At 44.9% G+C, this 24401-nt stretch carries 23 protein-coding genes; 11 read left to right on the top strand and 12 right to left on the bottom strand.

From position 1 onward, the window contains the following. From recO to GTQ38_RS11105, 3 genes are all read right to left on the bottom strand, one after another. Positions 1-720, bottom strand: a complete 720-nt coding sequence (gene recO, locus GTQ38_RS11115) for a DNA repair protein RecO (RefSeq protein ID WP_161435594.1) — start codon at positions 718-720, stop codon at positions 1-3. Positions 721-842: 122 nt separating this feature from the next. Next, positions 843-2186: an NADP-specific glutamate dehydrogenase gene (gene gdhA, locus GTQ38_RS11110; protein WP_161435925.1), complete on the bottom strand. Its 1344-nt coding sequence runs from the start codon at positions 2184-2186 to the stop codon at positions 843-845. Positions 2187-2295: 109 nt separating this feature from the next. After that, positions 2296-3450, bottom strand: coding sequence for a cystathionine gamma-synthase (locus tag GTQ38_RS11105; RefSeq protein ID WP_161435593.1), 1155 nt, complete (start codon positions 3448-3450; stop codon positions 2296-2298). A gap of 94 nt (positions 3451-3544) precedes the next feature. Here GTQ38_RS11105 and GTQ38_RS11100 point away from each other — a divergent pair, with 94 nt between their 5' ends. Beyond that, positions 3545-4291: a DUF3298 and DUF4163 domain-containing protein gene (locus GTQ38_RS11100; protein ID WP_161435592.1), complete on the top strand. Its 747-nt coding sequence runs from the start codon at positions 3545-3547 to the stop codon at positions 4289-4291. Positions 4292-4294: 3 nt separating this feature from the next. On the opposite strand, the gene GTQ38_RS11095 is transcribed toward GTQ38_RS11100, so the two are convergent. Beyond that, positions 4295-4759, bottom strand: coding sequence for a DinB family protein (locus GTQ38_RS11095; RefSeq protein WP_161435591.1), 465 nt, complete (start codon positions 4757-4759; stop codon positions 4295-4297). Positions 4760-4893: 134 nt separating this feature from the next. Here GTQ38_RS11095 and GTQ38_RS11090 point away from each other — a divergent pair, with 134 nt between their 5' ends. Together GTQ38_RS11090 and GTQ38_RS11085 are read left to right on the top strand one after the other, a co-directional pair. Further along, on the top strand, positions 4894-5247 hold the full coding sequence (locus GTQ38_RS11090; RefSeq protein ID WP_161435590.1) for an arsenate reductase family protein: 354 nt from the start codon (positions 4894-4896) through the stop codon (positions 5245-5247). Beyond that, the gene (locus GTQ38_RS11085; RefSeq protein WP_161435589.1) at positions 5244-6140 is read left to right on the top strand and encodes a DMT family transporter; all 897 of its coding nucleotides are present in this window, start codon (positions 5244-5246) and stop codon (positions 6138-6140) included. The genes GTQ38_RS11090 and GTQ38_RS11085 overlap by 4 nt, the downstream gene beginning before the upstream one ends. 9 nt (positions 6141-6149) lie before the next feature. Here the strand turns inward: GTQ38_RS11085 and GTQ38_RS11080 are convergent, their stop codons facing one another. Together GTQ38_RS11080 and GTQ38_RS11075 are read right to left on the bottom strand one after the other, a co-directional pair. Further along, positions 6150-7949 carry a DUF5060 domain-containing protein gene (locus GTQ38_RS11080; protein ID WP_161435588.1) on the bottom strand — a complete coding sequence of 600 codons (1800 nt, stop codon included), beginning with the start codon at positions 7947-7949 and terminating at the stop codon, positions 6150-6152. 136 nt (positions 7950-8085) lie between these two features. Further along, on the bottom strand, positions 8086-8568 hold the full coding sequence (locus GTQ38_RS11075; protein ID WP_161435587.1) for an acyl-CoA thioesterase: 483 nt from the start codon (positions 8566-8568) through the stop codon (positions 8086-8088). A gap of 188 nt (positions 8569-8756) precedes the next feature. Between GTQ38_RS11075 and GTQ38_RS11070 the strand changes: the two genes are divergently transcribed. Continuing rightward, complete coding sequence (locus tag GTQ38_RS11070; protein WP_161435586.1) at positions 8757-9731, top strand: NAD(P)H-dependent flavin oxidoreductase; 975 nt, start codon at positions 8757-8759, stop codon at positions 9729-9731. Positions 9732-10422: 691 nt separating this feature from the next. On the opposite strand, the gene GTQ38_RS11065 is transcribed toward GTQ38_RS11070, so the two are convergent. Together GTQ38_RS11065 and GTQ38_RS11060 are read right to left on the bottom strand one after the other, a co-directional pair. Next, positions 10423-12072 carry an FAD-dependent oxidoreductase gene (locus GTQ38_RS11065; protein ID WP_161435585.1) on the bottom strand — a complete coding sequence of 550 codons (1650 nt, stop codon included), beginning with the start codon at positions 12070-12072 and terminating at the stop codon, positions 10423-10425. A 4-nt stretch (positions 12073-12076) separates the two neighbouring features. Continuing rightward, positions 12077-12346 (bottom strand): UBP-type zinc finger domain-containing protein, encoded by a 270-nt coding sequence (locus GTQ38_RS11060; protein WP_161435924.1) that lies wholly within the window; start codon positions 12344-12346, stop codon positions 12077-12079. A gap of 97 nt (positions 12347-12443) precedes the next feature. Here GTQ38_RS11060 and GTQ38_RS11055 point away from each other — a divergent pair, with 97 nt between their 5' ends. The 3 genes from GTQ38_RS11055 (at position 12444) to GTQ38_RS11045 (ending at position 15603) form a co-directional block, all read left to right on the top strand. Then, entirely contained in the window at positions 12444-13460 is a 1017-nt protein-coding gene (locus GTQ38_RS11055; RefSeq protein ID WP_161435584.1) for a bestrophin family protein, read from the top strand. Positions 13461-14115: 655 nt separating this feature from the next. Further along, a complete protein-coding gene (locus GTQ38_RS11050; RefSeq protein WP_161435583.1) occupies positions 14116-15078 on the top strand; it encodes a YheT family hydrolase in 963 nt (320 codons plus the stop codon). Between the two features lie 42 nt (positions 15079-15120). Next, positions 15121-15603, top strand: coding sequence for a c-type cytochrome (locus GTQ38_RS11045; RefSeq protein ID WP_161435582.1), 483 nt, complete (start codon positions 15121-15123; stop codon positions 15601-15603). Between the two features lie 502 nt (positions 15604-16105). Here GTQ38_RS11045 and GTQ38_RS11040 read toward each other — a convergent pair. After that, the gene (locus tag GTQ38_RS11040; RefSeq protein ID WP_161435581.1) at positions 16106-16753 is read right to left on the bottom strand and encodes an OmpW/AlkL family protein; all 648 of its coding nucleotides are present in this window, start codon (positions 16751-16753) and stop codon (positions 16106-16108) included. A 243-nt stretch (positions 16754-16996) separates the two neighbouring features. On the opposite strand from GTQ38_RS11040, the gene GTQ38_RS11035 reads away from it, so the two are divergent. Further along, positions 16997-17518: a hypothetical protein gene (locus GTQ38_RS11035; protein ID WP_161435580.1), complete on the top strand. Its 522-nt coding sequence runs from the start codon at positions 16997-16999 to the stop codon at positions 17516-17518. Positions 17519-17528: 10 nt separating this feature from the next. On the opposite strand, the gene GTQ38_RS11030 is transcribed toward GTQ38_RS11035, so the two are convergent. Continuing rightward, a complete protein-coding gene (locus GTQ38_RS11030) occupies positions 17529-19058 on the bottom strand; it encodes a SulP family inorganic anion transporter (protein WP_161435579.1) in 1530 nt (509 codons plus the stop codon). 499 nt (positions 19059-19557) lie between these two features. On the opposite strand from GTQ38_RS11030, the gene GTQ38_RS11025 reads away from it, so the two are divergent. From GTQ38_RS11025 to GTQ38_RS11015, 3 genes are read left to right on the top strand one after another with little or no spacing between them, the layout of a single operon-like run. Further along, on the top strand, positions 19558-20247 hold the full coding sequence (locus tag GTQ38_RS11025; protein WP_161435578.1) for a hypothetical protein: 690 nt from the start codon (positions 19558-19560) through the stop codon (positions 20245-20247). Between the two features lie 9 nt (positions 20248-20256). Then, on the top strand, positions 20257-20946 hold the full coding sequence (locus GTQ38_RS11020) for a potassium channel family protein (protein ID WP_161435577.1): 690 nt from the start codon (positions 20257-20259) through the stop codon (positions 20944-20946). After that, the gene (locus GTQ38_RS11015) at positions 20943-22529 is read left to right on the top strand and encodes a hypothetical protein (protein WP_161435576.1); all 1587 of its coding nucleotides are present in this window, start codon (positions 20943-20945) and stop codon (positions 22527-22529) included. The genes GTQ38_RS11020 and GTQ38_RS11015 overlap by 4 nt, the downstream gene beginning before the upstream one ends. A gap of 19 nt (positions 22530-22548) precedes the next feature. Here the strand turns inward: GTQ38_RS11015 and GTQ38_RS11010 are convergent, their stop codons facing one another. Both GTQ38_RS11010 and GTQ38_RS11005 read right to left on the bottom strand, forming a co-directional pair. Continuing rightward, on the bottom strand, positions 22549-23664 hold the full coding sequence (locus GTQ38_RS11010; protein WP_161435575.1) for a BamA/TamA family outer membrane protein: 1116 nt from the start codon (positions 23662-23664) through the stop codon (positions 22549-22551). Further along, a complete protein-coding gene (locus GTQ38_RS11005) occupies positions 23664-24377 on the bottom strand; it encodes an outer membrane beta-barrel protein (protein WP_161435574.1) in 714 nt (237 codons plus the stop codon). The genes GTQ38_RS11010 and GTQ38_RS11005 overlap by 1 nt, the downstream gene beginning before the upstream one ends. Between the last annotated feature and the right edge of the window lie 24 nt (positions 24378-24401).

The following is a 24401-nucleotide window of genomic DNA, read 5'->3' as shown; positions in this document are numbered from 1 at the left end:
TTAGCTAAAAACTTCGTTTAAAACGGCCAAAGACCTGGGCTTTTTAAATCCGTGTAAATGTAATTCAAAATACAGAACAAGGTCTTTCAGAAGGCTTTGGCGCTCGGTTTTCCCCATGGGGATAGAATGAAAACCATCAAAATTTGTGCCCAAAAAGGTTTTGAGGAATTCCAGATTTCTGCCTTCAAGGGCAGGATGGTCTCCGGGATCACGGCTGAACTCTCCTTCGACCAGATCAAAATAAGGAGCGTTGGTTTGAAAGGTATCCGGATAGAATCCCAGGTATTTCGTCAGTTCTATCAAAAAGCCGACATGAAAATTGGCAACTTTTTCATGGGTATCCAACCATTGCAACGAAGCTTCCAGGAATTCAAACAAGGGTAAATTCTGTTCCTCTTCGTACACCGCGTTACGAAGCATTTCGGAAAGAAATAATACAATGGCATTCTTGGTCGGATCCTGATATACTGTACTATAAGGATAGTGTACTTTGGCCTCCCGGATACGTTCCAGGGTTCCTTTGTTCTTGTGGATTGCCACCAACTCCAACTGCATCAGCGGTTGGAAGTAAGCAGCTTTTAACCTTCCTTTTTTAGAAGAAAGTACGCCTTTCAGCAAATAGGATTTTAAGCCGTCAGAAGCTGTAAATGCCTTGACGATCAGGCTGGTATCTCCATATTTAAGCGAAGAAAAAACAATGGCTTTGGTCGTTACTTGCATGCCTGGCACTTAGGATGCTGTAAAGATAGACCGATTTTTACTAGTAATCAGTAAACGGTGAACAGTGAACAGTGGGGACGGTAATTACTTCTGACTACTGTCCACTGTTTACTGTTTACTCTTTAAATGACTCCTTGCGCCAGCATAGCGTCTGCCACTTTTACAAATCCGGCAATGTTGGCGCCTTTTACGTAGTTGCAATAGCCATCTTCTTCCTTACCGTATTCAATGCAGGAATCGTGTATGTCTTCCATAATGGCTTTTAGGCGCTCGTCCACTTCTTCGCGAGTCCAGCTGATACGCAAAGAGTTTTGAGACATCTCAAGACCTGAAGTGGCCACTCCACCTGCATTAGATGCTTTACCGGGAGCGAAAAGGATCTTTGCATCGTGGAAGGCATGAACAGCCTCAGGAGTAGAAGGCATATTGGCCCCTTCTGCCACACAAATACATCCGTTTTCAAGAAGTGATTTCGCGGCATCGCCGTCCAACTCATTTTGGGTGGCACAAGGTAAGGCCACATCGCAGGACACATTCCACGGTTTTTCTCCTTTGAAATATTTGGCAGAAGGATATTTTTCCGCATACTCAGAAATACGCCCTCTTCTGTTATTTTTGAGATCCATAACGAACTCCAGTTTTTCCATATCGATGCCCTCCGGATCGTGGATATAACCTGAAGAATCGGAAAGTGTAACTACCTTTCCGCCTAATTGCAATACTTTCTCCGATGCGAACTGGGCCACATTTCCGGAACCGGAGACTACTACGGTTTTGCCACTCATATCCTTATTTTGCGTCTTCAACATACTCTGGGCAAAATAAACCGTACCGTAACCTGTTGCTTCCGGACGGATCTTGGAACCTCCCCATGAAAGTCCTTTTCCAGTAAGAACACCGGTGAATTCATTTCTGAGCTTCTTATACATTCCAAAAAGGAAGCCGATTTCCCTTGCGCCTACACCGATGTCGCCGGCGGGGACATCGGTATTTGGCCCAATATGCCGACAAAGCTCTGTCATAAAGGCGTGGCAGAAACGCATCACCTCATCATCAGACTTTCCCTTTGGATCAAAATCAGAACCTCCTTTACCTCCACCCATTGGCAGGGTGGTAAGGCTATTTTTAAATACCTGTTCAAAAGCCAGGAATTTCAGAATACTGGCATTTACAGAGGGGTGAAATCTAAGACCTCCTTTATAGGGTCCAATCGCAGAATTCATTTGAACGCGGTAACCGCGGTTCACATGGATCTCACCTTCGTCATCAACCCAGGCCACACGAAAAGACAACAACCTTTCCGGTTCCACCATCCTTAACAGTATGTTCTTACCGTTGTAGATTTCGTTCTTAGCAATGTAAGGGATAACTGTCTCGGCTACTTCCTGTACAGCCTGGATAAATTCGGGTTCATGGCCATTGCGAACCTTTATTTCATCCATGAATGCCTCGATCTTTGCCTCCATTTGTTCCATAGGTAGTATTTAGCGTGAAATTATTGAATTAGAAATTTAGGCGCAAAATTATGGTATTTTAATAATTTAACCCTGCCTTTTTTGAAAATTCACTAAAAAATTATTTTAGAGCGGCTTCCAGATCTGCTATTAGGTCTGCTTCATCCTCAATTCCCACACTGAGTCGAATAAGCGCATCTACCACCCCGCTTTTTTCACGCTCTTCCTTCGGGATACTCGCATGGGTCATACTTGCCGGATGCCCTGCAAGGCTTTCAACACCTCCAAGGGATTCCGCCAGGGTAAATACCTTTAGATTTTCCACAATCTCAACCGCTTTCTCATAACTGCCTCCTTTGGGGATAAAAGAGATCATCCCACCAAAACCACGCATCTGCGCTTTGGCAACATCGTGATTTGGATGGTCTTCAAATCCGGGCCAATACACTTTTTCTATTGCCGGATGAGCAGCAAGGAATCTGGCAACAGCCTCCCCGTTCTCACAATGCCTCTGCATGCGTACGTGTAAGGTCTTTATTCCTCTTAGCACCAAAAAGCTGTCCATAGGACCCAAGACCGCACCACTGGCATTCTGCAAAAAATAGAGTTGATCTGCAAGTTCCTTGTCCTTAACTACAAGAGCGCCGGCTACCACATCGCTGTGCCCTCCCAGGTACTTGGTCGCGGAGTGCATTACGATATCCGCCCCCATATCCAGGGGTTGCTGCAGATAGGGAGTAGCAAAGGTATTGTCTACGGCCAGTAAGAGCTTTTTAGACTTAGCCAGGGCTGCTATGGCTTTGAGATCTACCACATTCATCATGGGATTGGTTGGGGTTTCCACCCAGATCAACTTTGTATTATCATTGATCTTTTCAGCTATCCTTGCCACATCTTCCATTCCCACAAAGTGGAATCGGATCCCGTATTTTTCAAAAACCTGCCGGAAGAGTCGGTAGCTCCCACCGTAAAGATCGTTGGTAGACACCACCTCATCACCCGGGTTTAAGAGTTTGATTACGGCATCCATCGCAGAAAGGCCGCTGGCAAAGGCCAGTCCGTAATTCCCGTTCTCAATACTTGCCAACGCACTTTCAAGAGCGGAACGCGTAGGATTCCCACTCCTGGAATACTCGTATCCCTGGTGGCCACCCGGCGTAGTCTGGGCGTATGTTGACGTTTGATAGATAGGTGGCATTACAGCTCCATAGGCTTTATCTGGCTGTTGCCCCCCGTGAATTGTCTTAGAATTGAATCGTAATTTTTTTTCGCTCATGGCATATAATTAGTTCAGCAAATGTATCGTTATCTTTTAGAGAATCCAATGAAATGAAATTGTAGTTTTGTATTGTGAACCAATTGAATTCTCAATGAGATCCCCCTTCATCTGCCTGCTTCTGTTTTTGCTTCTTCTAAGTTGTAAAAAGGAGGACAAACTTACATTTCAACCCCTGCATCTTTCAATGGAAGATTGTATAGACTGCGCGCAGGTCTCTATTGACCTGCCTGAAGCCCTTGATAATGGAAGGATCGGGAATGCCGTAAATCGTTCATTGAGGGAAGAGGTCATTGCATTGCTGACCTTTGAGGACGGAACGGAGCCAGAAACTTTGCAAGAGGCAATGGAGTCTTTTAACTCGGGTTACCAGGAATTGAACAAACGCTTCCCGGGGGAGGAAGCAACTCCCTGGGAAGGGCGAATAGAGGCGGAAATCTCTTTTGAAGATGCCCACCTCTTAAGTATTCGATTGCAATCCTACCTTTTTACCGGAGGTGCCCATGGGTACAGCTCCATCACCTTTCTGAATTTCAACAAGCAAAAGGGAAAGGAAATGGAAGACTGGGAATTATTTAAGGATCAGGGAGATTTTCAGCTTTACGCCGAAAGGGCGTTCCGGAAGCAGGAAGATATCCCCGCGGATCAGTCCATCAACAGCACGGGTTTTATGTTTGAAAGGGACAGCTTTTACCTTCCCGAAAATATCGGTCTTACCGAAAAGGGCTTACAATTACACTACAACCAATACGAAGTCGCTTCATATGCGGACGGCCCCATTGAACTTACCCTGCCTTATAAAGAAGTTCAAAAATACCTTTCCCAAAAGATCAAATCCTAAACCTCAGCCCAGGGTCTTTTGAAGGGATAAAACGGCACCCAGATGCAGCCCTTCATGAAAGGCGTTAAAAGCAATAGCATCCTCTACACTACTGACTACCACCTGGCTTGAGGTAGTAAATTCTTCATAGGTCGTAAAAATGCCGTTCCTGTAATCTTCCAGGATCTTTGGAGCCGTAGTTTTAAGCAGTGAGATCAGCTGTTCAACCTCTGCGTCTGAAATCCTTCCGTCCGGCACCGTACCTTTTCGGTATTTTTCTATCAACTCCCGGGGTATGAATGGTTCCTGCCTGCTTCGGACGTAGATCAATAGCTGCTGGGTTACCATAGCGTGGGCAATATTCCACCAAATGTTGTTGCGGAAACCCTTTGGAACTTGTAGCAGCTTTTCCCTGGGAGTTTTTAGGAGGATGGCCCTGAATATCTCCTGATTCTTTGAGGAAATATCCAATAGTTTGTCAGTGTTCATGAAAGTTATTCGGATTTGCAGATGATGTTAAAAATAGCACATTATTATAAAATCTTTTTCAGCAAGAAAAGCTAGCTTTGTAACGGTAAGTTAACCCGCAATTTTACTTCCAATAAATAGCTAAGCCCTGCTTTATGAAAAAAATATACCATCTGAGTACCTGTGATACCTGCAAGAGGATCTTAAACGATTTGTCTCCCCTGGACGGAGTGGTCCTTCAGGATATTAAAACCGAGCAGATCACGGTTGCACAACTCAAAGAAATGGCCTCACTGGCCGGGAGTAATGAGGCGCTGTTCAGCAAACGGGCCCGCTTATACCAGGCTAGGAATCTGAAGGAACAACAGTTATCTGAGGAAGATTATGCTTCACTGATCCTGGAGCATTATACCTTCCTTAAGCGACCCGTTATTCTCATAGATGATCAGATCTTCATAGGCAACAGCAAAAAAGTGGTTGCTGCAGCCAAAGCCGCCCTTCACCCTTGAACAGAAGAACCCTAGCCATATTCGCTGCTATCGGAGCCACCACTATCTACGGTATAAACCATACCGTGGCCAAGGGGGTTATGCCTGATTATGTCAAGCCATTTGGGTTCATAATTCTCAGGGTGATCGGTGCAGCGATCTTGTTTTGGTTGGTTTCCCCTCTCGGTCCCAAAGAACGAATCGAGAAAAGGGATTATCTGAGAATGCTTTTGTGTGCCCTTCTCGGAATGGGCTTCAATATGCTGGCATTCTTTAAAGGTTTGGCGCTATCCACTCCTATCAATAGCGCGGTGCTGATAACGCTGACACCTATCATTGTGCTTTCCCTCTCCGCGATCTTTATCAAAGAGAAAGTCACACGCACCAAGGTTACAGGGATATTCATTGGATTGATCGGCGCCCTGGGCCTCATCATTTTCGGAGCGGAGAACCGGCTTGACGCCCCAAATATCCCCTTGGGTAACATCCTTATAGTAATGAATGCGGTATTCTACGGTTCTTACCTTATAGTAGCCAAGATCCTGATAGACAAGTACCACCCCTTTACCTTTATGAAGTGGCTCTTCACCCTGGGTATTCTTATCTGCCTGCCTTTTGGATTGGGTGAATTCCAGGAGATCCGTTGGACAGAACTCCCCTTTGAGGCGATCTGGAAAATTGCCTTTGTGGTAATAGGTACCACTTTCTTTACTTATTTGTTCAACATATTCGCGCTAACCCAGTTACGGGCTTCTACCCTCAGCGCTTTTGTCTATGTGCAGCCATTAATAGGGATCCTCTACGCGGTTGCCGTGGGGGAGGATCAGCTGACTACAGTGAAGATACTGGGGGCCACCTTGGTTATGCTGGGGGTATACCTTTCCAGCAAAAGGCCAAGACCCGGCCCCAGCTGAAGCACACGGCTATTTTGCCCTGGTAAGTTTTACCACCCAATCTGCAAGTGGATCAGTCGGAGGTGTCCCCAGATTTACTTTTGAACCTGCTTTCACTTTGACAATACTCCCTTGCTGCAACTTTCCTCCCTTTCTGGGATCGTACCATTCAATCTTAAATGTACCTTCCTGGTCTTCAAGATCGAGCACCTCAACCCCACCGTTCTTGAGGTAAACTATATAGAGTTCCCCTGCTTTTGCAAAACAGAAATTATCCCTGCTTTCTATCTTCTGATCGGAACTCTTCATATCCACATAAGGAAGTTCTCCAAAGAATTTATGGGCTACAGCGGTTTGTTCCCAGATGTTGTTCCTGCTCCGCCAGTCCTCGGCATTGAGGTCGTGGGGTGGTTTCAGCCAGCCAAAATACCATTCCACTCCAGCACCTCCGGCCATAAGCGTACCCCAAAGCACCTCTTTACGCAGCATGTCATGAGTAGGGTCATCTTCGTCTGGCTTGGTCCCCGTATGCCAGGGCCCGATCTCGTCCATGGTTATGATCCACGGGCGTTCGGCTTTCTCGGACTGCTCTACCCATTCTTTAATGTCGTGATGTATATTCTTGATATTGGATATCTGCATGGATATGCCGTCCAGGCGGTCAAAACGCAGCAACTTATCCAATACTGGTTTGCGTTCGTGCTCATCGGGCATGGTATGTATCACTATGGGATTGCGGTAGGGGTCATGGTCTTTCAGGTATCGGATCATGGCAAAGCGCTGCTGGTCATTCTGACCCTGTGGCCAGAAAGGAGCAGAGCCATTTTCTTCGCCCATATTCCAAATAATATTGTTGTGATACCCAAACCTGGCTACCAGCTCCCGGTAATACAATTTGCGTTCCATTCCGGTATTCCCGTCGTCAAGGATAAGTTCGTTCTCTTTTTCCTGGGTGACCAGTTGCATGATGATCCCGAGTTTTTCGGCATGGGAGAAAACCAGATCCCACTGTGCGAGTTTGCTCACGTCATATCTTTTGAAATCTTTTCGTTCATGACTGAGAAACGGCCAGACATCCCGTGCATCTCCTTCAATATTCAAAGTAAGCGCGTAAACGCAGTTCATCCCCTTGGATGCCAAATAATTTAGTGCTCCAATAATGCCTTTGCCCTTGCCGTTTTGCCAACTGGGGTCCCCATTTTTCCAATCCTTCAGATGGGGTTCCCATTTCTTCAAAAAGGATTTGTTGGCATCATAGGAATAGGTACCGTCAATATCTTCATACGCCAGGAAATTTTCAGGGGAGTTCGCCCCAAACTTTAGCAGGGGTTTCCCATCCTGGGTGTAGAAATAACGACTCCCGGAATAGTTCAACCGGCCACTTTTAGCGAAACCCAGGGCATCGCCGGCTGCAGGATCTACCCGAATTTTTCCCTTTTTTCCGTGATGTGGTGCTATAGGCTGCCCGGTATAAGCATCATCGTCTATGGCTATGCTTTTACCTTTTCTGAAGGAGACGGTATACTCCCATTCACCAGGTTTGTCCGGACTAAAGATCACTCTCCAAACCCCTCCTGAAGTAGCTGCCGATTCAGCTGCATTTCCGTCTGCGGCATAAAAGCCAGGTACCGAAAACCGGGTATCTCCCAAGCTAAATTCAAGTTGTAGTCTATAGTCAAGGAAAGGGTTTTCAGCGGCAGTCTCCTCTGTGGATTCAATCTCAAAATCCAGGATAATTGGTTGGTATTGACGGTTTTCCGATTGTGCATTCAGCTTTGCGACCAGGAGAAAGATTACACATAAAATGGCGGGAAGGAGTTTGGTTCTCATTGTCTGACGAGTTTATCTAATTGGATTAAAAAGCAGCACATATTAGTCCAGTGCTTTAATCAGACAAGTTAAAGCCTACGGTTCGAATCTAAAAACCGGATTTTGTCAAAATTTGGTCATTTTAAGGCAATGCTCCTCAGGCTTCGGTCAGGTGTTTTGGCCTTTTAGCGAACCTTCGGGTGTCTTCTTTGGTGAGGATACGGAAGCCTTCGGGCTTTTCGAAAGCAGTGAATTGTTCAAGCCATTCTTCGCTCAAACCCGTGAGTTTACGGGTTTTGAGATCTATCCAGGCTCCCATCATTTCGCAGTGAGCCACATTACGTCCCTCGCTGTCATAGAAATTGTGGTGAAATTCAAAGAACATTCCGTCTTCGCTAACCCCCATAACTTCAAGTGAAACGCGAATGGGCTTTCCCGGAAAAACTTCTTTGAAATAATACATATGTTCGTAAAAGACCACTGGCCCTATCTGATTCACAGCCATGGTTTTGTGATCAAAACCAATTTTCCACAAATAGGCCATTCTGGTATGGCTCATAAAATTGATGTAAGCACTATTGGCCAGGTGGCGGTTGGCATCTACATCGCTCCAGCGAACTTCAAATTCCTTTAAAAACATTTTAATTAGGCTTATTGGTTTTTCTTATTTGATCTGATCGAGAAAAAAGAGTTTCATTATCCCAATCAGGGTATTACTCTTCAATATTTTTCCTATGCATGCATAATATTATCAAAAATACCATAGTTTTGGGTAAAGCAAGTCAAACCCAGGAAAATTTTGTGTAATTTTTAATTTAAAACCATCCTATGAGCACCAAAGCCTCCTTTATTAAAGATCTTTCGCTACCGGCTATTGCAGCACCCATGTTCCTGATCTCCGGACCAAAACTGGTCATTGAATGTTGTAAAAATGGCATTGTAGGTACCTTCCCGGCATTGAACCAACGCAGTAGTGAGGGTTTTGAGGAATGGCTTATAGAAATCAAGAGTGCCCTTGCTGATTGGGAAAAGGAATCCGGAAAGAAAGCGGCGCCATTCGGGGTAAACCTCATTGTACATCCAACGAATCCCAGATTGGAAGCAGACCTGAGATTGTGTGTTAAGCACCAGGTTCCGCTAATCATTACATCCCTTGGTGCTGTCTCAGAAGTTGTGAATGCGGTTCACAGTTATGGCGGACTTGTTTTTCACGATGTGATCAAGAAGAGGCACGCTCAAAAAGCCGCGGGTGCTGGTGTGGATGGTCTGATCCTTGTAGCCGCTGGCGCAGGAGGTCATGCAGGCACCATTAATCCTATGACTTTGGTGGCCGAAGTACGGGAGTTCTTTGACAAGAACATCATACTTTCCGGCTGCATCAGCACTGGTCGCGATATTGCTTCCGCACTGCAAATGGGTGCAGACCTGGCCTATATGGGTACGCGCTTTATCAATGCGGAGGAGAGTAAGGCTCCGGAGGCTTACCGGCAAATGATCATTGACGCGGGGGCCAGCGATGTAACTTATACTGCGGCGATCTCCGGGGTTCACGCTAATTTTCTGGCCGCCAGTCTTAAAGCGGCGGGCATTACCGAAGAGGATCTCAAAAAGGATACCAAGATCGATTTTGGGAAGGAACTGGATACTGAAGCCAAGGCATGGAAAACTATCTGGTCTGCCGGGCAGGGTGTAGCTACCATAAGCGATGTGGTATCCGTCGCGTCATTGGTGGAACAGTTAAAGACCGAATTCAAGACCGCGGTCGAAGAACAGACGAAGTTACTGGAATTCTATCCTAAGTAGTTGATGGTTGATAGTTGATGGATATCAGGTAATATGTTGCTGATTGTCTTTATAGAGTTTAAGTTTAAGATCAAGTACAAGTACAAGTTTAAAAGTTGTAAGTGTTGAATTTTAGGTTTTGGGTGTGCAAATAGATACTTACTACATACTGCTTACTGAGTACTGCCAACTGATTCATCCTCTGTAGCTTTAGCGAACGAAGACTGCCAACTGCGCACTGCCCACTGAAACCGGGGTTCTAAACCCCTCCCCAAACTTAAGTTAATGCTTGAGACTGTATTTTAATAGCAGGGAAGCGAAAGTTCAAGCACAAGTATAAGTACAAGTTTAAGTTTAAAAGTTGTAAGTGTTGGATTCTAGGTTTTGGGTGTGCAAATAGATACTTACTACATACTGCTTACTGAGTACTGCCAACTGATTCATCCTCCGTAGCTTTGGCGAGGGAGGACCGCCAACTGCGCACTACCCACTGAAACCGGGGTTCTAAACCCCTCCCCGAACTTAAGTTAATGCTTGAGACTGTATTTTAACAGCAGAGAAACAAAAGATCAAGTTCAAGTACAAGTTTAAGTTTGAAAGTTGTAAGTGTTGAATTTTAGGTTTTGAGTGTGCCAATAGATACTTACTGCATACTGCGAACTGCCAACTGCCAACTGATTCATCCTCCGTAGCTTTAGCGAAGGAGGACTGCTCACTGCACCACCTCAGTAGGTTTGTGTTCTGACAAGAATTGGTGTACCTGGCTGATGGCCATAGAGCCTTCACCAACTGCTGATGCCACGCGTTTTACGGAACCTTTTCGAACATCGCCCACCGCAAAAAATCCCGGAATACTGGTTTCCAAAGATTGAGGTTTCCTGCTTCTGAAGATCTCACATTTGTAAAGGTTATCCTCTTTGATCCCTGGTCCTGTGTATATAAAGCCCCGCTCGTCCGTGGCGACAAGTCCTTTTAACCAATCCGTACAGGGCCTTGCGCCTATAAAAGTGAATAGGTTGCTGATACCGATCTCTTTTTCCTCCCCCTGCGTATTCAACACTAAAGATTCCAGGTGATAGGTACCGTTAAGGGCGGTCACCTGGGTGTGCAGATGAACAAAAATGTTTTCAGCCGCCTCGATCCGTTGTACCAGATAATCACTCATTTTAGCTCCCAGATCTCCGCCTCTGAGGATTACGTGTACCTCCCTGGCATGATCTGCCAGGAAAAGGGCTGCCTGGCCGGCAGAATTACCTCCTCCTACTACGCCTACCAACTCGTCTGTACAATCGGAAATGTTCATTCCAGTAGCCGAATAATAAACTCCACTGCCTTCGTATTTATCAATATTATCTATTGGGAGCTGTCTGTAATTAGCTCCAGTGGCCGCAATGAGCGCCTTGGTTTTTATGGTCTTGTCATTCGAGGCTTTCAGGATGAAATAATCCCCGGTATGTTCCACACTTTCGGCCTGATGTGGTATGGAGATATTACAGCCGAACTTTTGTGCCTGAACGTATGCCCGGTTGGCAAGTTCACTACCGGATATCCCTGTGGGGAAGCCCAGGTAATTCTCTATTTTTGAGCTCTTCCCGGCTTGTCCGCCAGGGGCTTTGCTGTCTATGGTGACCACATTCAGGCCTTCGGAGGCGGCATAAACGCTTGCGGCCAAACCGGCAGGCCCGGCACCGATCACCAAAAGATCGAATACTTTGTCTTCAAAATCCATCAAGACCCCGGCGTAACGCGCCAGCTGGTCTAAAGAAGGGTTCTGGCAAACTTTGGCTTCACTGTTAATGAGGATGGGCAGGTCTTCTTTATTGAGATTGAAATTCTCCAATAACTCTATAGCTTCAGAAGAGGTATCTACATCCAGAAAGGTATACCAAAGGTGATTCTTTTCCATAAAATCACGTATGGCATAGGTCTGTTTGGAATTACCGGAGCCGATCAGTTTCATTCCGCCGGAAAACTCATTTAATACGGTTTGTTGACGGAGCAGAAAGGCGTTCAGCAGTACATCGCTGATGTCGCTGTAGCGGGCAATAGCTTCTTTAAGCTTTGTCGGGGTAATGCGAAGCAGGCAGGTATTTGCCTTAGCAATACCATGGAACTGGGCGCTTCGGGTTGAAAGCATACTGCTATCCCCTGAAAACTCATTTTTCTGATGAACCACAACAACGTCATTATTGTTGTATGGATCTTCGATTGAGATAGCTCCTGCCATCACCACAAAAAAATCATAATACTGATCGCCCTGTGAGAAAACACGAGTATCTTCTGAAAAACTTTCTATCTCTCCGTAATTGCGGAGAACAGTGATCTGTCTTTGGTTCAATTCTGGAAAACGTGGGTCTGTCATAGCTTTAATATCTTGAGATGGCCTCGTGTGTATAACACCATAACCAGCGTTCGTTAGGTTCTGCTGAACTGATTACTTGATGGCCATGAGCCTTAGCGTGTTTGCTGGCGTGCTTGTTAGGAGAACTATCGCAACACAGGGTTACCCCGCAGCTCTGGCACGTACGAAGGTGTACCCAGCGATCGCCGGTTTTTACACATTCTGCGCATTCGTAACTTTCTGAGGGTTTGACGGAGCTAATAGCCTCCAGGTGTTCACATTTCTTTGAGATCATAGCCAAGCAATAAATTTACAATAAAGATAGGAACCGTAATTTTAAGTTATTCTTAAATATAAAGTATTTCCCTATTTTTAGGAACTAAGATTTTGCTATGTATATCAAAAGAAATATCGGCTGGGGACTCATACTGAGATACGCCTGGAAAAACTTAATCTTTTTTACCATCTATGCGGCCATCATATTCTGGATTTATCACTATCTCGGCTGGAACTTCATCGATATCCCCTTTCAGCCTTTGAGTGTCATTGGGATCGCCGTGGCCTTCTACATAGGGTTTAAGAATTCGCAGAGTTATGATCGCTTTTGGGAAGGCCGAAAGATCTGGGGCGGCATTGTAAACTACAGTCGAACCTGGGCCATAAGAGTGCTCAGTTTTGTAAAGAGCGAAGATGAGGAGGCAGACAAAAGGATGCATACGCAATTGATTCACCGTCATATCGCCTGGCTTAATGCACTTCGCGTACAACTTCGCCAACCCAAATGGTGGGCCTTGAAAGAGAATAAAGCCGTGGAAAAGATGTTTGACAAGCATGGTGAACGAAATGCTTCCTGCAACGAAGCCTATAATTTTGTAAGTAAACGGGAATTTGTAGATCTGAAAAAGCGGGTGAACCCGGCCACCCATCTCGTTAAGAACCAAGCCCGTGACCTAGAAACCCTCCGAAATAATGGAGTGATCGATGGTTTCCAGGAAATGCAATTGCAGGCTGTGCTCGAGGAATTTTACAACCTTCAAGGCAAGTGCGAACGGATCAAAAACACCCCTTTCCCCAGACAATACGGATACTTCTCTAAGGTTTTTACCTGGATCTTTGTGTTACTATTACCCTTTGGCTTACTGGATGTTTTTGAAGACGATACCATGTCGTCCACCGGTGCTGGCGAGGCCTGGTATGTATTTCTGATGATCCCTTTTTCCGTATTGATCTCCTGGATCTTTACCACTATGGAGATAGTAGGAGACAATAGCGAAGATCCCTTTGAAGGTCGACTGAATGACGTACCGATGACAGCGCTCTGCCGCACCATTGAGATTGATTTGCGCGATATGCTGGACGAAGAGGAGTTGCCGGAACCCGTAGCTCCCAAGGACAATATTTTGTACTAGAATATTTGGTTGGTTGATAGTTGTTAGTTGATGGTTGATAGTTGATAGTTGATGGGAAAGTTTGTGTGGTGTTCGAAGTACAAGATCCTTAATGGTAGGTGTTAAGTTTTAAGTGCTGAATAGGGAAAACTGATTACTGTTTACTGTTCACTGATTACTGATTACTCCGGATAGCAATCGGAACTTCACACCGAGCTAATTAGGTCTCGACTCACCGTCCGTACCGGCGCGGGCGGACGCTCGACCTGACATGGCGAAATGCCAACCGTCAACTTATATCAATCTCCGAAGCTTTAGCGAAGGAGGGCTGCCCACTGAAACCGGGGTTCTAAACCCCACCCCGAATTTAAGATAGTGTTTTTCGCTGCATTTTAAAAGCAGGGAAAACAAAGTTCAAGTACAAGACCAAGTTTAAGTTAAATGGTTTTAAGTTGTAGGTGTTGAGTTTTAATTTCAATCATATTGTTTACTCCCGATAGCTATCGAGACTGTTTACTGTTCACTGTTTACTGTTTACTGTTCACTGTTTACTGATTACCATTGAACCTTAATACCTCACTTCATTGTCGCTTAACACAAAAAGAGGTCAAAAAAACAAAATCAATTTCTCAAATTACCTCACCTACCTTATTTTTAGCCTCAGAACGTTAATCACATGCCAACGATCCCCTCTGCTTACCGGGCTCCGCTTCTTTTTAGGAACGGACATATAGCTACCATCTACTCCGGACTTATCCGAAAAGTGAATGGACTGCATCAGACCCGGGAACGTATGGAGCTGCCCGATGGTGACTTTATGGACCTGGACTGGTCCTATGCCAGTGTCCCCACACCCAAAGTGGTGATCCTTTTGCACGGATTGGAAGGTAACGGACAGCGTCCGTATATCACTGGTAGCGCCAGGACGTTTAACGCCCATAGTTACGATGCCTGCGCCGTAAACTTTCGGGGATGTAGTGGAGAAACCAACCGGCTTTATCGCTCATACCATTCCGGAGCTACGGAAGACCTGGATGCCGTAGTACGGCATATCCTGGTATCTAAAAAGTACAACAATATTGTAATTAAGGGCTTTAGCCTGGGAGGCAATATGACCCTTAAATACCTGGGAGAAGGACGAAAGTTACCGAAAGAACTCAGGGCCGGTATTGCCGTATCAGCACCCTGTAGTCTTCACAGCTCACTGATACAACTACTCAGTTGGAACAACCTGGCTTATGCCATCCGCTTTAAGAACCACCTTATAGCCAAGCTCCGGGCCAAGCAACAGCTCTACCCCGAACTTATTCCCGATAGCGATATTGAAAAGATCCGCACGCTTAAGGACTTTGACGATGTTTATACGAGCAGAGCGCACGGCTTTGAAGATGCCCTGGATTATTACCGTCAGTGTAGTAGCCTGCAGTTTTTGCATGGGATAGAACTCCCCAGTCTTATTCTGAATGCGAAGAACGATTCATTTCTGGGGCCGGAATGTTACCCCTTTGAGGTCGCCAGGGGACACAGGAACCTCTTCCTGGAAACTCCTAGTAACGGTGGGCATGTTGGTTTCCACGATAAGCAGAATGTTTACTACAATGAGAAAAGGGCCATAAAATTCCTGGAAGAGGTTTTGTAATTGTCGGTATTCCTTATATTAGTAGCTCCTAACAAACCTAAAATGAAAAAAGTACTCGCATTCCTGGCTGTAGCGGCGATGATTAGCAGTTGCGGCGAAAAAAAAGAAGAAAAGAAAGAGGGCGGTTTTGAGATGAACCGATCTAAAAAAGAAACCAAGGCTGAAACCGCATCTGAAGGTGTGCCAGTGGATATGAACAACAAAGGGGTAGGGCCCATCACTTCTGTGGAATTCGGGGATGAAATAGATACCGAGATGGCCGCCGTTGGTGAGGCAAAATTCAAAGCCATTTGTACAGCCTGCCATATGGTAGATCAAAGGATGATAGGTCCGGCCATGAAAGGAGTTTACGAAAGACGCAGTCCGGAATGGGTCATGAACATGATACTGAATCCGGATGGGATGTTAAAAGAAGACCCTATCGCAAAGGCATTGCTCAAAGAGTATAACAATGCCATCATGCTGAATCAAAACCTATCTGAAGAAGACGCCCGCGCTGTAGCGGAATACCTGCGAACGCTTTAGTTAACAGCATAGTTTCCTAAAAATTACAAAAGTGCTTTTGGAATATTTTTGCCGAAAGCACTTTTTTTAATTCACTCTTCATTTTGCCTTGATGCAAAATGAAGCAAAAAATCAAGATGTTTTAAGGAAATTTTTGGCGGTTGCCAAAACCGCAAATGGTTCCTGTCGCTACATGCTCTTTTCGCCTTTGGCGAACGCACTTTCGCTAGAACCATTGCTATTTCTTAAAAACCATCGTATGGCCCAATTCCTTATCCGCAGAATACAGCTTCAAAAGCTTCGAAATCCAGCTGCTTGCAGCGCGAAGTTTTGAAGCTGGTTTTTGAGCTTGTCTCAAAAAATTCCTCGGATAAGTCTCCTTTCTTCCTGCCCGTACCCAACGGCACGTTCGGGCGGGTTGCTTCGTTTTCTTTGGAGAAGCAAAGAAAATGAAGGTAGGCCTTCTTAAAAGAAAGCCATCCGCCAGGAACGGCAGATGGCTCAATAAAAGGACACTGGAAACTTACAACTTAACCCCCACTCCGAAACCGAAGATCCAGGGGTTAATGTCCACATCCGCTCCAACGGTTGCACCCAGGGCTGTCGTAGCGTTTACTGTAGCATCCGTACTCAGGAATAGTTTCTTGATATCCAGGTTGATGAACCACTTGTCATCCAGCATATAGTCCAATCCTCCCTGTAAGGCAAAACCCAGGGCGGTATCGTAATCCACATCATCCGCAATGGGTCCCTCATCCACACCGTAAAACAAGGTCAGGTTCACACCGGCTCCAAGATAGGGAACCAGGTCCCCACCGGTAAAATGATACTGACCTGTTAGTGTAGGAGGTAATAGCCAGACCTCTCCCAGATCAATATCCCCTGCGCTGGTATTCACAGCACTTACATCGTGTTTGGCTGTAGCCAGTATCAGCTCGGCTGACCAATTTTCCGTAAAGTAATAGGTGATGTCGAACTCCGGGACAAAGGCTGTGGAGATGTCTACATCCCCTCCGATGGCTTCAATACTTGCGCTTTCATCCGGACTTACTACGATGCCCCTAAGCCTGAATTGCCATTTACTAAAATCGGGGTCCGGATCATTTTGGGCCTGGGCTGAACCGACAAAACCAAGCAGCATTGCGAATAGGTAAATTCCTGTTTTTTTCATGGTAACTGTTTTTTGAATTGAGCACAAAGCTACTTTCGAAAAAAAGGGCTAACCATGACTAAGATCATAGGTGCAATATCGGCTCAGGAACATGCTGAAAACGATTAATTTGGGTGGATATTTTTTTGAGGATCCTATTAAAATGCTCCGAATGAATAAAAATAATTCTGGGGATTGCTTCAATGTATGATCTTCCGAATACTACCTTTAGTATAAAATCGTTACCATTAAAAAGAAGCTGTTATGAAAAAAATATTTGTAATCCTTTTGGCTTTCGGCCTTTTTGCTTGTCAGGATGATGATGAGGGTGGCTCGATAAATCAGACAGATATTGACCTGGTTACGGGTATCGATCTAAGACAAACCATAACCTCCCCTTCCATACGTCTTGGAAACCCCAATTCGTTTAACACTGGGATAGCTCTTACACCTAATCCCAACCTGGGAACCTTAATCGTGACTTCTACTTTGAATGTTTCAGATATTTGGTTGATCGCCGCTGAGGCAGACAAGGTATTTCAGGATGTTGATTTTAGGGAATTGTACACTGCTGACCCTTATGAAGAATCCGAGGTTGTCCGGATGGCCGATCTAAGTCTTAACGACTTGAATGGCTTTGAGATCAATGTAAATATGGAGAGTCTGGACGAAGGTTACTACCGCATCTTTATTAAAGCGGACGGGACTCTTTATTGGGACAATGTCTACAAGGGAGGTACTGATCTTGACATAAACGCTCTGATGGACTTCTGGAGCCAGGAGTAATTAAGCCAAATCAAATTTTATCCACTACCACCTTGTAGGTTGGATCTTCCAGCACGTTTACTTCTATGATCTTATCCGCATTGGCGAGTAAACGCCGGCAATCACGGCTCAAATGCCTCAGGTGAACCTTCTTGCCAACCTTTTGATAGCGCTCGGTGATCTTGTTGAGCGCTTCTATGGCCGACATGTCCACAACACGACTTTCCATAAAGTCAATGATTACCTCGTCAGGGTCATTAAGCACATCGAACTTTTCGTTAAACAGGCTTACAGACCCAAAGAACAGTGGTCCGTAGATCTCATAATGCTTTACCCCGTTTTCATCGATGGACTTTCTGGCCCGTATCCTTTTGGCATTGTCCCAGGCGAAAACCAGGGCGGAAATGATTACCCCGACAAGTACCGCAAGCGCGAGGTTATGCAGGAATACAGTAACCAGAGTTACCAGCACCATGACCAGGACATCCGACTTAGGCATGCGTCTTAGTGTCCTCAGGCTGGCCCATTCAAAAGTACCCAGAGCCACCATGATCATCAGTCCGGTTAAAGCTGCCATGGGTACCTGCTCAATCAATCCTGCACCAAACATGATGAAGACCAACAGCATTACCGCGGCTACTATACCCGATAATCTTGCCCTTGCTCCGTTGGAAATGTTGATCAGGCTTTGCCCTATCATCGCACAACCTCCCATCCCGGAAAACAATCCCGACAGTATATTTGCCGTTCCCTGGGCCACCGCTTCTTTATTTCCCCTTCCACGGGTTTCCGTGATCTCATCAACGATGTTCAAAGTAAGCAGGCTTTCTATCAATCCTACCCCCGCAACTATGGCGGAGTAGGGAAAAATGATCTGCAGCGTCTCCAGACTCCAGGGGATCTCGGGAATATGGAAAGGGGGGAATCCACCTTGTATTGAGGCGATATCCCCTATGGTGCGCGTGTCAATTCCAAAAACAACAACTAATCCAAAAATCAGTAAAATAGCCGCCAGGGACGCCGGGACTACTTTAGTAAGTCTTGGTAAGCCCCAGATCACCAACATGGTAAGCAATACCAGGCCAGAGAACATATAGAGTGTAGCGCCGGAAAGCCAGGAACCATCTGAGGACCTGAACTGATCCAACTGTGAAAGAAAAATGATTATAGCAAGTCCATTTACAAAACCAAAAATGACCGGGTGGGGTACAAGCCGCATAAACTTTCCAAGCCTTAGGAAGCCTGCTGCCATTTGGAGTAATCCTGCCAAAACCACCGTGGCAAAGACATATTCCACCCCGTAATCTCTCGCCAGGGAAACCACTACCACAGCTACCGCACCGGTAGCACCTGAGATCATCCCAGGCCTACCCCCCAGGATGGAGGTCACCAGACCCATTACAAAGGCGGCATAAAGCCCGGTCAGTGGCGACAGCCCTGCGATAAGGGCAAAGGCTATAGCTTCCGGAACCAGGGCCAGAGCCACGGTTAGGCCAGACAAGACTTCGGTTCTGTAGTTTACTTCCTGGCTGAAGTCGAACAAGTTTAGGTACTTTTTCAAACCTTATGAATTTAAGGGCGCAAAAATACTATTAATTCGCAGCCTGGCCAGTATAATCCAAAGAATTGAGGATTTCGTAGCCCAGCACCTACCCTGATCAGATTTAGCGGGTACTTTAAAGCTAATATTGTCTATTCCATGCTTGACGAATTAATGAGATCGCCTGATGTGGTTTCTTAGGGATTGCTAAACCTCATTTACCATTAGAATGTAAATGACATTTTATAATGTACAATTCATTACAGATTAATCCCGGCCAAAGCTATAATCAATAATGCAACTTTCTATTGAAGCACAACCAAGAACTCAATCATTCCAACAGTACAATTTTAGAGCCATACCCCTTCTTCGTCTTTCAACGGCATGCGCTAAAATGATAATGCTAAACATTGGGTGAAATAGTAATATCGTATAGAGTTTAATGAGCACCTGTTACGCGATTAATACATGCGCAATGGCTTGTGATAAAATTAAAAAGTGGTTTTTATCAGGATTATTGATGAGTGTATCAATGGTGGGGCTGTGGGCACAAAATAATATGGCTGATCTTGGTAAAAACCACATCAGCTTAGATCCCATACAGCCTTTTTTTGGCACGGCCCAAATTCAATATGAAAGGCCGATTCTTAAAAGAGTATCACTTTCCCTCTCCATGGGATATAAGTTTTCATCCGGAATTTTTGACGTTGCGAACACAACATTTGAACGCTTTGAAACAGATGAGTTCAACTTGACCGGAATTAAACTTATACCGGAAATCCGATGGTATACCCAAAAAAGCCATCCCGGACTGACAGGATTTTATGTGGGAACCTATTTCCGTTATCAGGACAGGTCTGGCAATATCAGCGGAAATTATACTTCTCTTGAACGGCAAGTAAGTCGAATCCTGATCGAAGCGGACCTGGATACTTCCAATATTGGCATTGAGATTGGCTACAAGCTTGAATTGAAAAACGGGTTCTTTTTGGATTTTATCATCGCCGGTCCGGGTCTCAGTTTCAATAATTTGGAGTTGAGGGAGATTGAACCGGTCCCGGAAGCATTCTACAATGATTTGAACGAAACCCTCAGGGATTTGGGAATTATTGACTTGTTGGACCCTGATTTTAGAATAAACGGAAATCAAAGAACCTATTTTCCCATGCTGGCATTTCGATATGGTTTTAAAATAGGATTTGCATTCTAATTCGCAGAAATGAAGGAAAGACTTTATAACATACGATTCGATTTTTTCTTTATCACCCAATTGGCGGTTTTGTTCGGATCATTGTTGGTACCAGGGGAAATTTTTGATAAAAGTGTTGCACCCATACTTTTCTTACTCAACTTAATCGCCGGGATCTTGCTGATTTCCAAAAGGAAAGAGCTGTTTTGGTTCTTTTTGATTTTGCTTAGTGCCAGTAGCATCATTTTTGGTCTGGCCCAGGCACATGGGGAAATGACCCTGGATACAAGATATATCCAATTTGGGATTTATTTCGCGTTTTATCTCTTCATCACTTACGAAATCATTAAACAGGTTTGGCACTCCCACTCGGTTGATAAGAAAGTAATGCTGGGCATGATAAGTGGTTTCATAAGTTTGGGGTTGATCGGCTTTTTCATCTATATGTCGATAGAGTTGGCACATTCCAATTCTTTTGAAGGAGGGCTTTTGAATATGCAGGAAACCCATCCCAATACCCTGACCGAACAGCTGATGTACTTCAGTTTTATAACCCTACTAACCATTGGCTATGGAGATATAGCTCCTATTACGCCAATGTCACAAAAAGCCAGTATCCTATTGGGACTTGCAGGACAGTTCTATCTGGTCTTAGTAACCGCCGTGGTAGTCGGAAAATTCATAAATCAAAATAATCTTTCCAAAAAAAATAGATCATGAAAACCCTAATAACGAGAAGACCGTTCTTTTATGCGATCGTAACATTTTTCATTGTATTCAGTTCTATGGCTCAAGAAGAAACACCATTGAACAGTTCGTACCTGGCAGAATATGGGATTTCCCCAAAATTATTGGATGCTGCCGCGAGCGTGCTGTTGCAAGAGGGCAGTTTTGTGCAAAATCTGGAAATAGAAATTTCTACCCCTACAGGAAGTACCGAAACCTTTATGACCCAAATCATCTATGATCCATCTTATAAAGATGGAAAAGACATACGGTTTGCAGTGCAAAAGGGGGAGTTTTCCAAAAAGGAAATAAAGGCATTGAAAAGAGCGATTGAACAGAGCCATAAACTAAGCAGGCTTTCCAGAAGTAATCTGTATGACGAGTCCTCTTTAAAATTGCTAGAAGACAGTGGAAACGAAACTGTGTTTGGGTTTCGATATTCCAAAAGTGATATAGAGCCGGAGCTAAGGGATATCAAAAAGTACGAGGGTAAATTATATGTCGTTGGAGGAATTCTCAACAGGGTCGAACTTAAGAGCATATCAAAGTTGTCCGATGGAAAGGAAGATTTCGAACGAATCGTTTATTTCGAAAAAGCCGAAAACCGAAAAGGCTATATTGTGTCAAGGACTACCGAAACTTTCCGGGCCAATAACGGGGCGCACACCCTTACATTTACCACGGCCGATTACAAGGCGGCTGATGGCACCTCCATAGTTTGGGCTGGCAAAACGGTACAACCTTTTTTCGAGAATGCTACAGCAATTGACACGGTCAATGTTACCTTGGGTTGGGGGCTTCCCATTTTCGGCAAACCCGCTACCAAATTGGGTTTTGGTCTGCCCAGGCCCGTTGGAATAAACGTTATACTACACTCCCAGGACGATGATCTGGACTTTGAAGGGATTAGCGTTGGATTTGGTGATGGAGAACTTGCGGATTTGAGCTCGCTATTCGACCTGGAGAATTCCAATATTGTTCAATCGACCACCACTTATTTTGTGAGACCGGATGTGTGGATATTTCCGTTTTTAAATGTGGCAGGGATATTTGGAAGGGCAGATAACACCGTTGCCGGCGATTTTATTTTGGACGAAGATTTTAGACAAGGAATTGTGGACCTAGCTCCTTTCCTGGGACTAGACCCCAGTGATATTCCACAGGCCCTTCCCCTTTATATTGATGTATCGGCCAATATCATTGGTGGTTCCGTGACCTTAGGGGGTGGCATTGGAGACGTTTTTTTTAGTGGCACCTATCAATACATAAGAGCTAGCGTGGAAGAGGCTAACACCACAACCAATGCCAATGCCTATGTGCTGATGGCCGGTTATCGCTTTCCCAACAACTTAAATGTCTTTGCAGGAAGTATGGGTCAGTTTTATGATTCTGACGTCGCCGGGTTTTTTGAATTGGAATCCGGTGATATTCTTAGGTATGACGTAAACTTCACCCCCACTACCTGGAATGCCATTATGGGAGTGAATAAAGGCTTTGGAAAACACTGGGATTTAATGGTGCAACTGGGAATTGGTGGGCGCGAACAATTAACCGCACAGTTGGGCTATCGGTTCTAATGGTAGTTGAATAGTTTTTTTAGAAGGCCTCATTAACCCCAAAATAGATACCGCTTTGGCCATCCCTGCCACTGCCAAAGTCGAGCCGTAACCAGGTACCCTGATCCTTTAGCAATTTGTAGCGGACACCAGCACCAAAGGCTGGTTTGATTGACCGAAATTCTAACAGCTCTTCGGTATCGCCGGCCACACTGCCTATGAGGCCAAAAGCCGCAAATGTCCATCTTGGCTTAAAGCGATGGCGATACTCTGTCTGGAGCACATACATGCTTTTATCCAAAAAGCGACCATAGAAATATCCCCTGGCACTACTACTTCCCCCAAAAAAAGCCATGCCTTGAAAGGGTACATCCCCAAAGTTGTTTTCAAGGAATATCTGGGTGGCCAAGATGCTTTTACCGCCAAGCGGAATGTATTCCCTAAGGTCCAGGACAAACTTATTGAAACCATGGGTTGCCCCAAAGATTTCACTGGAAAACTGGGCACTGAGTCTTAAATATTGCCCATCTGTCGGGGCCGAAGCATCATTTCTGGAATCTTTGTTGAAAACGGCTCCCAGTCCGCTGATTACAGTGCGGTCCGAACCTAAAACGGTCCCTGAAGCCAAAATACCGCCCTCCTCGACTTCAGTGATCTGATGGTTGGCAAAATTGAAAGTGAGTCCAAAGTTTAAATGAGGTGGCAATCGCTTTAGAAAGCTAATTTGAACTTTGTGCGTGGTTTGGTCATATTGCTCCTCATTGTCTTCAGGAGTGTCCGGACCAATGCCCCAAAAGGAATTGGGATAAATTTCAAAGAGGTAATCCGCATCGATAAAATAATCCCCCTTTCCCAAATACACCTGTGGGGTGACATTGAACATGATTTGACCCGCCGTTGTATAAATACCACTAAAAAGAATATTTGAAAGGCGTTGGTTGTATCTGTTGGTATTGTTCAAAAGGAACATTTGGCCGCCCCCACCAACACCAAATTGTGTCTCGGGGGTATAAAAGGCAATGGGTAGTCCTATAAATTTGATGTTCTTGGTTTTGCCCAAGGTATCAGTTCGGACAAAACCTTCCTCCCGTCCCTGACAAAGAATGCAGAGGGGGAGCAGTGCAATTATGAGTGTATTTAGGAGGTATTTGTTCATCAGAAAAAGAAATCATCAAGCAGTACATTAAACCCGAAATTGAAAGAGATGTTACTTATGGATAGGTTCTCAGAAACCAATGTTCCTTGTGGTTCTAAACGTTCATCAACCCTTATCCAAAACAAATTCACATCAAAACCTATATCAAACGCGATGCGATCATGGATCACATAAGAATATCCCAGACCTAATAGGGAACCAAACCCACCACCCTCTGATCGTTGCTCCACAGGATTCACTGGGTCAATAATGGTGGTCTCATCCCGGTATAGCACATAGCCCGGAGAAATTGACACGAATAGGGAACCTCTGTCATTGGGAGACAGATAATAAGAAAGAAAGGGAGCTATAAAAATTGATTCGGTAGTTCCATCGATACTTCCTGCGGTTTCGGATCGATCAGCACTGAGGCTACCGCCTAAGAGCCAGCGATCTTTGATAAATATCCCGGTGGATAGATTAAGTCCGAATTCGTTGGTAGTGGTCTTTTCTTCGGAAGAATTTGTTTTATTGGTGTTGGACCCGATGCTCCCGGATAGACCTGTAAGCCAACGTCCTTTGCGAAAAGGTGTATTCAGTGAGTCTTGGTTGCTCGTTTGAGCGATTACCGAAATCGTAAACAATGAGCACAAAAAAAAGAGAATGCACTTAAATAAGCCTCGCCTGAACTGTTCCGGTTCGTAGATAGCATGATATATTCCCTGGTATTGCATACACGATTTTTTGTCCACTAAATG

Source organism: Poritiphilus flavus (assembly GCF_009901585.1).
In the GTDB taxonomy this organism is placed as follows: Bacteria; Bacteroidota; Bacteroidia; order Flavobacteriales; family Flavobacteriaceae; genus Poritiphilus; species Poritiphilus flavus.
The sequence above is the reverse complement of the archived record's forward strand: the minus strand, read 5'-3'. Positions and strand labels throughout refer to the sequence as shown.